We start from the raw sequence: 13,426 nt of genomic DNA on the forward strand, positions 1-13,426 counted from the left end.
GAGTTAAGATTTAATTTCCCGCGGACTGTACAGGTCTCCAAGACCTCGAGGTCTCATGGGGATCGGCAAGCGCCGCATCCGGCCGGCTGACGGGATACTTGATGCCCGATACCGCCTCCGCCATCTTTGTCGCTCCCTGTTTCTTCAACAGTGAGCGGAAGCTCGGATGCATACCGCCATCGACATAGGCGAGGGCCGCGACGGAGGAAGAGGCCGACAAGGCCGTTTCGGCTTTCTGGCGCTCGGTATCGAGTTGCGCAACGAGACTTGCTGCATTCTGCGACACGCCTGCCGGGCAGGCGGCGAGAGGATCTCTGGGTTCCCCGCCCGTGAACTCGGTGTTGAACACGTAACGCCGGTCGCAGACGGAAACTTTCGGCTGACGGCGCGTCACCGCGAATATGTCGTACCCTTCCTTCAAGGTCCGCCAGAAGGGCATATTCGGATCGTCGCGGTGACGCGCCATGTTCTCGGCCGTCATTCGAAATGGATAGGCCTGAACCTGAAAGCGGTCCTGTCCGCTTCGCAAAGCCTCCTGCACGATCGCATAGATCTCTCCAACGCCCTGATCCGTCATGGCGTAGCAGCCGGAAGACGAGCACGCGCCATGCACCATCAGCGCATCGCCGGTATAGCCAAGCGCCGATTCCAGACGGTTCGGATAGCCGAGATTGAAAGAGACATAATATTGCGACTTAGGATTCAGCATTCCAGCGGAGACATGGTAGAAACCTTCCGGCGCCTGCCGGTCTCCGTCGCTTTTCTTGGGGCCGAGTTTGCCGGACCAGCGGCACATCGGGTAGGTCTTCAGGAGCGCATAATTGCCTGTGCGGTCGATCTTCCAGACCTCCAGCTCACTTTCCTTCTTGAAAATGCGAACCAGCACAGGGCTTGCGGGCGTCATGCCCTTTTTCGACATGTCCGCGATGACCGCGCCTGACAATTTCGGCGGCTCTGAGGAAAGCTCGGAGAGGCCCATGTCCATCGCAACACAACCCGACATGAGCATGCCGGCGAGAGCGAGCGCCGCCAGCCGCGGAAGGCGGCAGACAGCGTCGTAGCGGCGAAGACAGACACGGCTGAATTTCGATGTAGGCATGAGTGTGGCTTATTCCGCGTTCTGGCCGTCGTGATTATGACCGTCGTCACTTGCCGCCGGCAATGCGACGTCTGGTACCAGCTTTTCCACCTTGGCGCTGGACCGCAAGCCCGTGACGATCCGGCGAATTTCTGCCGTCTCTAGAGATTGACGGATTTGCGGCGCAACGGTTTCGAACGAAGGGGGAGGTGTGTTTCTCATTTCGTCCAGCCGCACAACATGGAAGCCGAACGCTGTCTCGACCGGCGTTTTTGCGAAATCGCCCGGCTTAAGCCCATCAAGTGCTGTGTTGATTTCCGCTGGCAGTGCCTGGCGGGGACGAAAACCCAGATCGCCACCCTTGCTGCCGGTGACCGTATCGGTTGAGCGGCTGGCGGCCAATGTTTTGAAGCTTTCGCCTGCGGTCAGCGCCGCGATGACTGCGGTCGCGTCCTCGCGGCTTTTCAGCAGGATATGGCTGAGTTTGATTTCCTCTGAGGGCGGAATTGCCGCGACCTGCTGATCGTAGATCTTGCGTATCGCTGCATCGGAGACGGCCTTGTCGAGCTGCTGCGATAGATAGGTCGAACGCAGTGCCTGTTCGGACAGAAAGTTCAGCTGCCGTTGATATTCCGGGTCTTTATCTATCCCTGCTTTACGCGCGGCCTCAGCAAGCAGCTTGATGTCGACCAGCGCATCGACCACGGCAGAGGTGCGGGCTTCGGGGGATATGTTGGGAGCCGGGTCACCGAAGAGGGGTGCGGCGAAGGCGACGTCCGATTGGGTGATTTCGGCGCCATTTACACGCGCCGCCACATCTTTTGCCGTATCCTGTGAAAAAGCGGTGGTGGCACAAAGAAGCGCAATGGTGGTGATGATGAATGCGTGACGCGGATGGTGGATCATTTCCCGGCTTCCTTGAGAAGAGGCTCAACGATCGAGCGGAATTCATCGACCGGAATGACGCCTTCATACTTATTCCCGTTGATGAAGAACGTGGGTGTGGAAGTGACGCCAAGCTCCCGGCCCGTCGCTGCGATCTTGTTAACGTTGTCCAGCAAGGCCTGATCGGCAAGACAGGCCTCAAGCTGCTTTTCGTCCAGGCCGGTCATGGAAAGTGCGGACAGGAAACCCTGCTTGCCGTCGGATGCACGCGCCCATGTCGACTGGCTGCGAAACATCAGGTCGACCGTCGCGTACCATTTGTCATCCCCCACGCATCGGGCCAGCATGAAGGCTGCCGTCGAGCGCGGGTCAAACGGAAACTCGCGGATGATGAAGCGCACCTTGCCTGTATCGACGAACTCTTTTTTGAGCGTGGGCCAGATGTTGATGTGAAAATTCGCACAGTGCCCACAGGTCATCGAGGCATATTCGATGACCGTCACCGGCGCATCCGCTGCTCCGAATATGCGTTCGGGAAGCGGGCCGGGATCCATCAGTCCAACCGGTGCGCTCTGCGCCTCAGCCTTGCGGTTGTAAAACAAAGGCGCTGTGATTGCCGTAACCGTTGCCCCGATCATTATCTGTCTGCGCTGCATGTGCTCTCCCGACTGCAAATCGCGCGCAAGATAAAACCTCTAGTAGCTTGAGCTGCAAGAGGCGCAATGCAGATTTTGAGCGACAGCGGCATCACATTCCGCTGATCGCCATAGTCATGGCCTGAATTTTAGGTATTTGATCCCTCTGCTTTCACGAGCGAGCCAGGTGGATCGACCTGAACCGTGACGTGATCGATCGCGTAGCGCTCTTTCAGCCAGCCTGCCACCAGCTGGGGAAGCGATAGCGGATCGGTATTTTCAGCCGGAGTGACGTGGATCGTCGCCACGATGGTATCGTCCGTCAGCGTCCAGGCGTGAAAATGTCCAGCTTCGGATATCTCGGTCAGCGCAGCCAGACCCGTTTCGACACTTCGGGCCTTGATGCCGCGGGGAACAGCTTGCATCAGAACAGTGATCGAATCCGTCACCAGACCCCATGCCGAGCGGACGACGAGAACGGCAACGAGAACTGAGAGCAAGGGATCGAGGATGGTCCAGCCGGTCAGCATGATGCCGACCGCTGCTGCAATTGCACCTACAGATCCAAGCAGGTCGCCGATGACGTGGAGGAATGCGCCGCGCAGATTTGCGTCGCCCTTGTTGCCGGACCATAGCACCCAAGCGCCTGCAAGATTGACGAGCAGCCCAATGACGGCAACGATCAGCATCGGTCCTGCCATGACGTCGACCGGCTGGTTGATGCGGTTTATGGCCTCCCAGGCTATCCAAAGGACCAGAAGCAGAAGGGTCGCACCGTTCGCTAGCGCGGCCAGCACGCGCACGCGGTGATAGCCATAAGTGCGCGTGGCATCGGCTGGCCGTCGCGCCATGCGGTATGCGATCAAGGCCAGCAGCAGGGCTGCAGCGTCAGACAGCATGTGCCCGGAATCGGCGATCAGCGCGAGTGAACCAGACAGCCAGCCTCCCGCTGCCTGAATGGCTGCGTAACAGATAGTGAAGATGAAGACAAAGCGGATACGCCGTTCGTTGTCATTTGTCACGACCTGTGCGTGGTCATGCTCATGATCGTCACCCGGCTCGTGCCGGTGTTCGTTGGCTACGCTCATGGTTGTTCCATCCGTTGTGTTCAGTAGCTCGGAACGTAGGGTGCTGCTCCCCTGTTCGCAATGGCGGCTCGGCAACAGTTACGACAACCAGGCCTGTCGCAAATTTTTATGGTTGACCGGCTGTTGAACAGGAATGGAGAAATTCCGCTCCCAGTTTAGCTGAGCATATAAATGCCGTTGACCGATTGCTCCGTAGCGATAGGAGCCAGACGGGCAGACCGCCGGGAAAGGACTTCCTTTCGACCCCTCAGCTCTCCCATCAAGTGCTCGATTTCAAGGACCTCATCCTTAATTAAGTCGTAGGTGGCGGCATTCTCGAGCGCGTCGATTCCTTCACGTATCTTGTCGACTTCCTCTTCGAGAGCGTTGAGATCGGACCTAGCCTCGTCGAGATCCTTCTGCCTGACGAGCTGCACACTGTCCTTGATACGCCGCTCCTCCGTGCCGATGTCGTCGAGTTCCTTTTGAATGCCTTTGATTGAGCGGTATATGTCGACATCGATACCTAGGAGCATGAGATGCGGAGCGTAATTGTCTGGGATCCGCGACTTCGTGTCGAAGCAGCTCACGATGGATTTGAACTCCGACCGCTCGTCCCGGACCAGCGGTCCAAGGATCTCGCGGAAACCAATCTCTGACCTGTCATCCCCGAACAGTCGAGCCGCGAGAAAGTCAGTTGCGTCTTCCACCTTGGCAAACGTCGTCTCGCGATCCGCCACAGTGATACGCGGGCGCTCCGCCTCGGCGACAGACCTTCTGATAGTGTAAGGGATCCCGTGCATTACGAAATCGATGCAGATAAATGTGGCGGGATCGAAGGCTGCCTTCGGAATTCTTGTCACGCGGCTGTCGGACTTGCGCTTCAGGAGCGCGAAGTTCACGAACTCGATGCAGAGCGATTTGCCCACCCCGTTGTTCTTCGAGCTTGTCGCATCGCTCTCACCCAGGATGATATTGACCCCCTCCCCAAACACGATGGGGTCAATCGCGGGTGGATCTGTGTATAATCGCTTAATCCGCATCGCGCGCGATCAGGTAAGGTTCATCGAAATCAAGCAAACCGACGGCATAGAGAAACGTCAGTCCGTATAGAAAGGAGTTGGATGAGAACCAGGACTCGCGCTTGAACCGGTCCACCACGTCGAAGATGCTGACCCGATGCTTACCTGAATCTTTCAGGTAACGAGCGATCTCGAAGCCGACGATCGCAGGTGATTTGTTCAGGGCCTCGTCTTTCAGAAAGATGCTAGGCACTTTGCGACCTCTTGTTCGGAAAGACGTTGCACATGATTAGCTGATCGATGAGGTAGTACCTGACCGCACCATCATCGAACCCAGCGTCGCTGCTTCCCATCATACCGAGAACTCGCTGAGTCAAGAGCTCAAGTGCCGCTTGAGGATCGCCTCCGCATTCAGTCAGAACGCGGTCGCTCCAGTTCATGAGGTAGATCTGCAGCTTCCGAACCCGGATGTGGCCGAGATCCGTGTGCGCGTTCACTTCGGACAGGACGCGACCATAAAGTTCATGGAGATCGACATACTGCTGCGTCAAGAATGGGGCATGATCTGCGAAGCGATCGTGAATCTTGCCGTCGGGATCAGGATCCTCGCGATTGTCTCCTGACGACAACCCCTCTTCCGCGGAGCTCAAGACCTCGATGAGACGCACGAGAGTGCCGACTTCGTTAGAAAGCTTCGGTTCGCGTACAAGCAACTCGCGAGACAGGAAATCGTGGCATGCCTCCATCTTCGCGGTTGAGAGGTCTCCGATTTTTTTAAGAAGATCAGCGATGTCCCAGACATCGTCGCCAAACGACAATTTAAACCGATCGTCGCCCAGTCCCGTCTCGCGATATTTTTTCTTTTGGCCTACAATGAGCATGACGAGGCGATCGTACTTCGTCTGCAGCCCCTTGCCGGTAAAGCGATCAAAGGTGTGCTTGATCTTAGAGAGGTCGGGCGTCGATGTAACTTGGATCGCGATCCGACTGCTATCGCAGCCGAGATCAATCGCGGTGGCGTTTGGCTCGACGATGTTGATGTTCTGCAGGTCGTAGTCGAAGGCAAGATTGAGAAGGTCACGGAAGAAATTTTCTGCATGGACGTTTATATCTTGCAAGTTTAATTGGTTCGACTGCTCCACGATGACCCGCAGATGCGTCATCCTGTAAATAATACCTTGCAGAAGTTGAGCGCGGTGCATTCCCATGTGACCTTCCATCTTCGCACACCGAAAACTTATCGCTGACTTAGGCTGAATTCTCAATCACGATTGATGGAGAAGATTCCACTTTTGAGCGCAAAAGACTGTCTAGAATCCCCTGAAATAGATTGCGCCTAGCTAGCCTGCTTGAAGGACTGCGATCAGAGAACTCCCCAAGCCCGGAACCTGCCCCTCCCCGTCATCTCCCGGAGGCCGAGTTCCACCACGATCCGCCGCGCCGCCTGCGGCGTAACGTCCAGCGTTTTCGCCACCATCGCGGCCGACACGAGCGGTTTTGCCATGACGAGCTCGACCAGCTCCGGCAATTTCGAAGACGTGCGTCTTCCCGCCAATTTGCGCTCCATCATCTGGCGAGCCAGTACCAGCCGGTCGTGCTCTTTCAAACCGATCTCCGCCGTCGCCAACAAACCGTGGGCGATGGCCAGCAGCCGTGTTTCCCGATCGCGATGCCTTCGCCGATCGACAGGGATGGTTTTGAGGCCGTGGTTGATCGCAGCCAGATGGGCACCCGTGGTAATGCCGGCCTGCCGCAGCATGGCGGCAGCAAACAGCCTCCCGAGCCAGGGTGCGTGCTGTAGAACCTCGAGCGCGTTCCAGGCATCGAGGGCGATGATGGCCTGCAGCGCCTCCGGCAGATTTTCGGCCTGGCGCAATACCTCGCGCCACTCGTCGATCCTTGCATCCTCGTCCCAGTCGAGATCATAGACGAGCGTGTCTCGCTCGCGGCTGTCGACCGCAGGACGGTCGCGGCGTTTTGCGTGTTCGATCGCAGCATCCGATCGTGCTAGCAGCGCATCGATGGCTGCGAGGTCGACGCCGGGAAGCCCTTCGGCTTCATCGATTTCTTTCCCCTCCCCTTCCGGATTTCTTCCCTCAGCCGCGGACCGCATGATGCCGGCCTGCTCCGCAGCGTCGGCGCCAGCCGACGTAATGTCCGATGCTTGTCGCAACGTGCGGATACCCTCTGCGGACAGTGCCCAGCCGGGGAGTTGGGCGGCGATGCGCCGGCGAGTGCGCAGCACGTCGCGGGCGATGGTCAGTTCGTGGGTCGGTGTACGGATGTCACGGGTGGCGTCATGGAGGACGAGGTCCTCGAGATGCACCAATTCGCCGTCGATCCACAGCGAGGCACACGCGTCGCCATATTGCGACCGCTCGAGGAAGCCGGCGCCAACCGGCGAACGGGCGATGCGCTCGTCGAGACGCGTAAGCGCGATACCGGCGTCGAAAGCCGGCCGCATCAAGGCATTCATGCTGATTTTTGAAACATCGTAAGCCATTGATTTTATGGTAAACGATTTGCTAAACGAACTCTAGTTGAATAATCAAGTTCGTCACATGGTATGATTAACGGCTGGGTTTTAAACCATCGATAAGTATCCCTTATCGATGGTGATTGATCTGACGGCTCTGAAGGCCTAAAGTCGTGGCAAATCACGGCGAAGATCACTGCTGGACGCGCAGAATTCGAGGGCGAACAACAGGATGAAGAGCAGCTCAGTCGCTGCGGATGGTCGCCTTGTGACGCTGGCTTCTCGCAAGATCGACAAACCGCCGCTTTACCTCTTCGAAGAGTGCCGGAGGCAGTGGCCCATGATATCCGCTCTCGCTGTCAACAGGGCGAACATCGGGCCCCGGCCAGACGAAACGATTGCTCTCGGTGAGCACGATCCACGACCGCTCGTCATCCAGGCCCAAGCGGCGTTTGGTGGCCGCTGGGATTTCGATTGCTTCGCTGGGATCGGACGGTGGGGAATGCGTGATTGGCAGGACACGTACTGCCGGCGTCCCGTCCTCGAGCGTCGCAACAATGGCAAGCACGAGAGCGGGGCGATCCTTGTCACCCTCTTCCCGTCCGTCCAGATGCTGCCAGCGCCAGAGATAGGAATAGCGAAAGATCCAGCCGACTTTCGGGTCAGTCGGCAGCATTCTTGTCCATCAGCAGTTCGGCATTGAGATGATCCAAGCCAGGCTCCATCGTCGACGTCTCGACCGCGGCCAACTCATCGTCATCAAGAGCAGCGGTGAGTTCGACGCGCCGATCACGCTTGGCCAAACGGAGATAGTCCTCATAGGCCATCAGCACAGTACGCGGGCGACCATTTTTGGTGATGATCACCGGCTCTCGGACTGCAGCGTCCTGATAGGCCCCAAAATTCTTCGAAACCGCGGCGGCTGTCACAATCGATGTCATGGCAGATCTCCTTTGTTCCGGACTATACGGGAATTACGGAACCTTTGCAAATCACCCCTGTCGCACATTTCAACCCACATGCTCCAATTCTGAGGTTCATTGTTCATGAAAGATCCTGTCGATCTCCGCGCGGCCACGCTCGACACCATCGCTGCGGTGCTGCCGATGGAGCGCCGCGATGAGCTGGCGGAACTGCTGAGCGATCAGGATGTCGAGACGCTTCGTCATCTCGTCAATGAAGGCATGGGCGCCAATACGCTGAGAGCGCTGACCTCCGATCTTGCTTATCTGCAAGCCTGGTCTCTGGCATCGACCGGCGACGCCCTGCCCTGGCCGGCGCCGGAGGCGCTGCTGCTGAAGTTTGTCGCGCATCACCTGTGGGATGCGGAAAAGCGCCTGACGGATCCGGATCACGGCATGCCAGCTGACGTCGAGCAGAAGCTCCGCATTCAAGGACTGCTTCGGTCGCCCGGCCCGCATGCGCCTGACACCGTGCGCCGGCGCCTTGCCACCTGGTCGACGCTGACGAAATGGCGCGGGCTGGACGGCTTTTTCAGCTCCCCTGCCTTTAAATCCGCAATCCGGCTGGCCGTACGTGCGACACCGCGGCCAAAGAAGCGGAAAAGCGCCAAGGCCGTTACAGGGGATATTCTGTCCAGACTGCTCGCAACCTGCACGACGGGAAGCCTGCGTGATGTCAGAGACCAAGCGATCCTGATGGTTGCCTTTGCCTCGGGCGGCCGTCGCCGCAGCGAAATCGCGGGCCTCAGGATCGAACAGCTGCAGCCCGAAGAGCCAATCCAGATTGACGAAGCCCCTCCCTTACCTTCCCTGTCCATTCATCTTGGGCGCACGAAGACCAGCGGCGCCGACAATGATGAAGTCGTCTACCTCAGCGGTCGACCGATCGATGCCCTGAACGCGTGGCTTGCGGCTTCAAAAATTGACAAGGGCAGTGTCTTCAGGGCGATTGATCGCTGGGGCAATGTTTCGCGCCGGCCTCTGGACCCGAAGGCGATCAACGACATTCTAAAGCACCGGGCGGAACTAGCCGGGCTCGATCCGGCGGAGTTTTCGGCTCACGGGCTGCGATCCGGCTACCTGACAGAAGCCGCCAATCGTGGGATTCCTTTGCCCGAAGCGATGGAGCAGTCAAGGCATCGATCCGTTCAGCAGGCATCGCAATACTACAACAGTGCCCAACGGCGCAGCGGCCGCGCTGCTCGGTTGATGGATTAGCCATGTGGATGAGGGAGCATAGATGAGTGAATTGCAAAACCGCATCGTAGAACGCTTGGGAGCGCTGGACCCTTTGCGGCAGGTGGCCCTCACCCCGGACAAGCGGGAGAGGCTTATGACGGCAGCAATCGGCCTGTTCTACGCCGCAGGAGGAGATGCAGACGATCTAAAGGAAATTGTTCTCAAGGCCGATGATCGCAACCGCCGTGACGTGGCAGATGCCGTGGCCCAAATGGTCGTCGCAACTGCAGCGGTCAGTTACGCATCCAACCTCGCCCTGGTCCAGGCGGCCTATAACTGGATTGACAACACACCGGTCTCGCTCTCCGACTGAGCTGTCTGGATTTCCGTTGATCTTTATGTTCCGCCTCGTTAGCTGTGTTCAGAATCCATCAGCCGGACCACATCGGGAGGATGGGAGGTGACAACAGGCGAATCTACCCGATCTGTGTCGAAGGTCGCAGCGGTTGCCACCGCGGCGGCTCTGGTCGCGCTATTGTCCATACTCGGTACATGGGCCGCACAATCCTATTTTGCAACGATCAACCGGGCCGAAGAGCGCGCCGTTGCATCTGTAAAAATCGTCGCAAGCCATGTGTCTTGGATCTATCAGATGGGTACGCAGACGGCTCGCCGGATTGACGATGCACTTCGCCTAACGGATCTGAGGTTCGACGGCAATATCCGTGATATGGACGTGGCGACCAAAGGATTGCCGAGCGGCGTTCAGGCCTATGTTGTCGATGCTGAAGGCCGAACGCTTTATTCGACCGACCCCGAGATCAAGCCCGTCGACATCACGGATCGGGACTACTTCACAGCCGTCAGGGATGGACAGACAGAGTATGTTTCCTCCCTCCTCATCAGCCGTCTCAACGGCGACCAAATTTTTGTATTCAGTCGACGGATCGTGCGAGAAGGTAGATTCATGGGCGCCATCATGGTGTCCGTTCCTACGAGCATTACGCGGCCAATATGGGAAACAGTGGATCTCGGCGGCGACTATGCCATCAGTTTTGTTCGCGATGACGGCATGCTGGTGGCGCGCTACCCTCTGCCCGCAACGACTTTGGACATGTCCGGCTACATCCTCTTCACAAAGTATCTGAAGGAGGCGCCGGCAGGGACGTATCTTGCAGAGACGTCACCAATGGACGGAGTGAGGCGCGTAGTTGCATATCGTCGGGTGGAAGGGACACCCTTCATAGCCATAGCCGCAGCAGACTACGAGTTCCTCATTCAACCGTTTCGGCAGACGCTGCTGATGCTCGGTGTAGTCGCGTTCATAATCATCGGCGGTGCTGCCATCGCTGGGTGGTGGATCCTGCACCTCCTGAGGGATCAAGAACTGCAATCGGCGCAACTCGCCAAAGCGCTCGAAACCAACGAGATGCTTCTGCGCGAAATCCATCACCGAGTGAAGAACAACCTGCAATCCGTGATGTCACTGGTCCGACTCCAAATGCGGGGATCAGAAGGGTTTGAAGCGCTCAGCAGCCGGATCAAGTCGATGATCGCGGTTCACGAGCAGATCTACAAGCACGACGCATATGCTGAGATCGATGCCGCAGAACTCATCCGCGCTGTGGTCTGCAGCGCGATTTCGGCCCATGATGCAAAGTTTCATGTCGATTTTGAACTGCAGTCTGCGCCAGTTTCAGCAGACAAGGCGACAGCACTGGCCTTGCTGGTGAACGAAGTTGTGACGAATGCGATCAAGTACGCCTACCCTGAGAGTGATGAGGGTCATTTGTTGGTCGCTCTAACCCCATCAGAGGAACCTGGAAAAAGTCTCCTGACCATAAGTGACGAGGGTGTGGGCTTCGATGCCAGCGCGGTTTCGTCTGGAACGGGCACGCGTCTGATAGACGGATCAGTTCGCCAACTAGATGGGACCTATAAATTTCAGTCTCAGGCCGGTACGCAGTTCTCGGCGACCGTGACACTGCTTTGAAGAGGAACTTCAAAAGATGGGTGTGTGGCAGGCCCTATTCGTGGTCGACAAGGTTTTAAGCCGGCTTCTTCACGCGCCTTCAGCTAGCCTCTGAAACCCGACGCGGTCTCGCCCGGCATCCTTCGCCTGATAGAGTGCAAGATCAGCCCGTGCTACGAGTTCGGCTGGGTTACTAGCCCTCGAATCCGACGTAAAGACGGTAGCACCTAGGCTGGCGGTCACGATGCCATACTCGCTGCCTTCGTGCACCAAACCGAGGTCCCGGATGGACGATCTGACCTTCTCAGCAATCGTGATCGCCGTGTCGCCGTCGGTATCGGGTAACACGATTGCAAACTCCTCGCCACCGAACCGAGCTGCGATGTCGCCAGAGCGCCGGACTGCAGCCGCGATGGCCCCCGCGACTGATTTGAGGCAGCTGTCACCTTCAAGATGACCGTAACGGTCGTTATACGCCTTGAACTTGTCGACATCGACCAGAAGCACAGACAAAGGTCGGTCGGTCTGCCTGGCTGCCTCGAATTCACGTAGCAGGCCTTCATCGAAGGACCGCCGATTTGCAAGGCTTGTCAACGCGTCTGTTTCGGCCAGGCCTTTCATCCGCTCCGCAAAGTTCTTGAGCGAAAGCTCAGACTCCTTCATCGCAGTGATATCGGACACAAGTGCCAGCACGTGTTGGTCCTCAGTCACCCGCGTTCTCAAGGACAACCAGCGACCATCTGCGAGTGGGATGACTTCGTCCTTATTGATGAAGAGCGTTTGGCCAGCAGCTTGGATGCTATCTTCGTCGAGATCGATGGGCATATCCTGGCGCTCACCATTGCGCACGCTTGCTCTGACGATTTCGGTGATGTGTGCACCTTCTTTGCGGGCGTAAGCTGATCTCGGGAACAGTGCGCGGTAGTGATCGTTGCAGAACACCACTCTCCCATCCGGTCCGAACATCGCGAGCCCATCGGACATTTCGGCCATGGCTTGAGCCATGATGTATCTGCTGGATCGCAGTTCCTGCTCGAGCAACTTTTTCTCAGTGATGTCGACCGTGACGCCGGCCAGACCGACCATGTCGCCTTGTCGGTTTCTCAAGGGGACTTTCGAGGTCGAGTACCATCGGGGCGGCTTACCTTCTTCGACGAGGAACTCCTCGAAATGGTCCAGCGGCTGGCCGGTTTGCAGGATACCTGCCTCTGCTGCGATCAACTGCTCGGCTCTCGTTCTCGGCGCGAGGTCATAGTCCGTCAGCCCGACCATCTCGGAAGACCGCGATCGCCCATTGTGGCGAGCAACATTAAGGTTCGCGACGACGAAACGGTGGTTGAGGTCTTTGACGTAATGGTAGTCAGGAGCCTGCGTAAGCGCCGCATACAGGATGTCGCGCTCGAGCGTGAACCGACGGAAATACGCCAGAAAAAAGCCAATAGCAGCGGTCGTCGTAAAATTCAGGACGACGATTGGCAGACCGACTTGTGCTACCGCCCTCTGGAAGTCCGCCTGACGAAGCAACGCAAGGACCGCAATCGAAAGACAGCCTGCAAGCACAGCGGCACTCAGGATCGACGGCGCATGGCTCAGCGGCTTGCGGCCGCCGAAGAACCAGAGCGAGCTTCCGAGAACGAAAACAATGGCAATCGCCGTCAAGCCAGGCACTACCCCTGCCCCACCAAGGTAGAAGCGGAAACCCGCAGCCATTATGGCTGTGATCAGTGCAGCTCCAGGTCCACCAAATACCGCAGCCGATTCGATAATGGCAAGCCGAAGGTCGAAGATGACCCCCACTCCGAAGCGCACCGAGAGTAGCATTGAGGCTATCGCCGCGAGGCCCATCGTGACCCCGAGGCCGGCACAGCGCAGCTTGGGAGGCAATTGGTAGAAGCGATAGGAAAGATGTGTCCAGATCGAGACGATCAATGCCACTGCAGCGAGATTGCCAGCAAGAACTTTCCAGACGTCATCCATTCTCAATCACCGTCACGCCACGCCTGGAACACTCAACCGGAAGAGACGACGCTACGCTTTCGATCGCCCCAGGGGACGAAATGACAAGCCCAAACCGCCAACACAGTTGATACTCACTATCTGCCAAAAACCTAAAGCAGCGGTTTATGAACAGCGATCTTCGCCTAAAGTCT

14 protein-coding genes are annotated in these 13,426 nt (G+C 57.6%); 3 read left to right on the top strand and 11 right to left on the bottom strand.

The features are described 5' to 3' along the window. Positions 1–10: 10 nt before the first annotated feature. The 10 genes from AGR1_RS28165 to AGR1_RS28210 all read right to left on the bottom strand — a co-directional run bounded on the left by AGR1_RS28165 (position 11) and on the right by AGR1_RS28210 (position 8,104). Complete coding sequence (locus tag AGR1_RS28165) at positions 11–1,009, bottom strand: murein L,D-transpeptidase family protein (RefSeq protein WP_107341923.1); 999 nt, start codon at positions 1,007–1,009, stop codon at positions 11–13. 99 nt (positions 1,010–1,108) lie between these two features. After that, a complete protein-coding gene (locus tag AGR1_RS28170) occupies positions 1,109–1,984 on the bottom strand; it encodes a peptidylprolyl isomerase (RefSeq protein WP_003501213.1) in 876 nt (291 codons plus the stop codon). Next, on the bottom strand, positions 1,981–2,619 hold the full coding sequence (locus AGR1_RS28175; protein ID WP_035226356.1) for a DsbA family protein: 639 nt from the start codon (positions 2,617–2,619) through the stop codon (positions 1,981–1,983). Before AGR1_RS28175 ends, AGR1_RS28170 begins: the two co-directional genes overlap by 4 nt. Before the next feature lie 128 nt (positions 2,620–2,747). Further along, positions 2,748–3,686, bottom strand: a complete 939-nt coding sequence (locus tag AGR1_RS28180; protein WP_003501216.1) for a cation diffusion facilitator family transporter — start codon at positions 3,684–3,686, stop codon at positions 2,748–2,750. Positions 3,687–3,841: 155 nt separating this feature from the next. Next, positions 3,842–4,660, bottom strand: coding sequence for a hypothetical protein (locus AGR1_RS28185; RefSeq protein ID WP_234797435.1), 819 nt, complete (start codon positions 4,658–4,660; stop codon positions 3,842–3,844). Between the two features lie 37 nt (positions 4,661–4,697). After that, positions 4,698–4,940 carry a hypothetical protein gene (locus tag AGR1_RS28190; RefSeq protein ID WP_035226358.1) on the bottom strand — a complete coding sequence of 81 codons (243 nt, stop codon included), beginning with the start codon at positions 4,938–4,940 and terminating at the stop codon, positions 4,698–4,700. Beyond that, the gene (locus AGR1_RS28195) at positions 4,933–5,895 is read right to left on the bottom strand and encodes an SMEK domain-containing protein (RefSeq protein WP_225337950.1); all 963 of its coding nucleotides are present in this window, start codon (positions 5,893–5,895) and stop codon (positions 4,933–4,935) included. The genes AGR1_RS28190 and AGR1_RS28195 overlap by 8 nt, the downstream gene beginning before the upstream one ends. A 155-nt stretch (positions 5,896–6,050) precedes the next feature. After that, positions 6,051–7,199: an RHE_PE00001 family protein gene (locus AGR1_RS28200; protein ID WP_035226360.1), complete on the bottom strand. Its 1,149-nt coding sequence runs from the start codon at positions 7,197–7,199 to the stop codon at positions 6,051–6,053. Positions 7,200–7,407: 208 nt separating this feature from the next. Next, positions 7,408–7,839, bottom strand: a complete 432-nt coding sequence (locus AGR1_RS28205; protein ID WP_107341298.1) for a plasmid maintenance toxin (PemK-like) — start codon at positions 7,837–7,839, stop codon at positions 7,408–7,410. Further along, the gene (locus tag AGR1_RS28210) at positions 7,826–8,104 is read right to left on the bottom strand and encodes a type II toxin-antitoxin system Phd/YefM family antitoxin (RefSeq protein ID WP_107341299.1); all 279 of its coding nucleotides are present in this window, start codon (positions 8,102–8,104) and stop codon (positions 7,826–7,828) included. Before AGR1_RS28210 ends, AGR1_RS28205 begins: the two co-directional genes overlap by 14 nt. Before the next feature lie 105 nt (positions 8,105–8,209). Between AGR1_RS28210 and AGR1_RS28215 the strand changes: the two genes are divergently transcribed. The 3 genes from AGR1_RS28215 (at position 8,210) to AGR1_RS28225 (ending at position 11,297) form a co-directional block, all read left to right on the top strand. Further along, entirely contained in the window at positions 8,210–9,343 is a 1,134-nt protein-coding gene (locus tag AGR1_RS28215; protein ID WP_149149108.1) for a site-specific integrase, read from the top strand. Between the two features lie 22 nt (positions 9,344–9,365). Continuing rightward, positions 9,366–9,677, top strand: a complete 312-nt coding sequence (locus tag AGR1_RS28220; protein ID WP_149149109.1) for a hypothetical protein — start codon at positions 9,366–9,368, stop codon at positions 9,675–9,677. An 87-nt stretch (positions 9,678–9,764) separates the two neighbouring features. After that, complete coding sequence (locus tag AGR1_RS28225; RefSeq protein ID WP_149149110.1) at positions 9,765–11,297, top strand: histidine kinase dimerization/phosphoacceptor domain -containing protein; 1,533 nt, start codon at positions 9,765–9,767, stop codon at positions 11,295–11,297. A 69-nt stretch (positions 11,298–11,366) separates the two neighbouring features. Here the strand turns inward: AGR1_RS28225 and AGR1_RS28230 are convergent, their stop codons facing one another. Continuing rightward, positions 11,367–13,253 (bottom strand): diguanylate cyclase, encoded by a 1,887-nt coding sequence (locus AGR1_RS28230; RefSeq protein WP_107341302.1) that lies wholly within the window; start codon positions 13,251–13,253, stop codon positions 11,367–11,369. Positions 13,254–13,426 lie beyond the last annotated feature (173 nt).

This window comes from Agrobacterium sp. B1(2019), assembly GCF_008274755.1.
Classification (GTDB): domain Bacteria; phylum Pseudomonadota; class Alphaproteobacteria; order Rhizobiales; family Rhizobiaceae; genus Agrobacterium; species Agrobacterium salinitolerans.

What these genes read in the sequence shown, in the direction of transcription:
- AGR1_RS28215 (WP_149149108.1), top strand. Translation starts at nt 8,210, where the DNA reads ATGAAAGATCCTGTCGATCTCCGCGCGGCCACGCTCGACACCATCGCT.
- AGR1_RS28205 (WP_107341298.1), bottom strand. Translation starts at nt 7,839, where the DNA reads ATGCTGCCGACTGACCCGAAAGTCGGCTGGATCTTTCGCTATTCCTAT.
- AGR1_RS28180 (WP_003501216.1), bottom strand. Translation starts at nt 3,686, where the DNA reads ATGAGCGTAGCCAACGAACACCGGCACGAGCCGGGTGACGATCATGAG.
- AGR1_RS28195 (WP_225337950.1), bottom strand. Translation starts at nt 5,895, where the DNA reads ATGGGAATGCACCGCGCTCAACTTCTGCAAGGTATTATTTACAGGATG.
- AGR1_RS28170 (WP_003501213.1), bottom strand. Translation starts at nt 1,984, where the DNA reads ATGATCCACCATCCGCGTCACGCATTCATCATCACCACCATTGCGCTT.
- AGR1_RS28220 (WP_149149109.1), top strand. Translation starts at nt 9,366, where the DNA reads ATGAGTGAATTGCAAAACCGCATCGTAGAACGCTTGGGAGCGCTGGAC.
- AGR1_RS28175 (WP_035226356.1), bottom strand. Translation starts at nt 2,619, where the DNA reads ATGCAGCGCAGACAGATAATGATCGGGGCAACGGTTACGGCAATCACA.
- AGR1_RS28165 (WP_107341923.1), bottom strand. Translation starts at nt 1,009, where the DNA reads ATGCTCATGTCGGGTTGTGTTGCGATGGACATGGGCCTCTCCGAGCTT.
- AGR1_RS28210 (WP_107341299.1), bottom strand. Translation starts at nt 8,104, where the DNA reads ATGACATCGATTGTGACAGCCGCCGCGGTTTCGAAGAATTTTGGGGCC.
- AGR1_RS28230 (WP_107341302.1), bottom strand. Translation starts at nt 13,253, where the DNA reads ATGGATGACGTCTGGAAAGTTCTTGCTGGCAATCTCGCTGCAGTGGCA.